Origin of the sequence: Acinetobacter sp. UBA3132, assembly GCF_002364825.1 — a bacterium.
Lineage (GTDB): Bacteria > Pseudomonadota > Gammaproteobacteria > Pseudomonadales > Moraxellaceae > Acinetobacter > Acinetobacter schindleri.
In genome coordinates this window covers 1370-1717 of sequence record NZ_DEZM01000210.1, presented here as the reverse complement: position 1 = coordinate 1717, position 348 = coordinate 1370, and the positions used below count along the sequence as shown (strand labels likewise).

The window sequence follows — 348 nt, the reverse complement described above, 5'->3', positions numbered from 1 at the left end:
ACAAAAGCATGGTGAACGTGACGTATGGTTAAATCCACCGCCAATTCCGTTGACTACGGAAGAGATGGACTACGTGTTTGACCTGCCTTATGCACGTCTACCACATCCATCATACGGTAATGCACGTTTCCCAGCCTTTGACATGATCAAGTTCTCTGTGAACATCATGCGTGGCTGTTTCGGTGGTTGTACCTTCTGTTCGATTACGGAACATGAAGGTCGTATTATTCAGAACCGTTCGGAAGAATCGATTCTGCGTGAAGTGGAAAAAATTCGTGATACTGCACCAGGCTTTACTGGCATCATTTCGGATTTGGGTGGCCCAACAGCCAACATGTACCGTTTGGC

1 protein-coding gene is annotated in these 348 nt (G+C 46.8%); it reads left to right on the top strand.

Going from position 1 to position 348, the window contains the following annotated elements; all coding sequences use genetic code 11:
* Nucleotides 1-348 (top strand): radical SAM protein (locus B4033_RS11645; protein WP_286834175.1); only part of this gene is annotated, 348 nt, incomplete at both ends.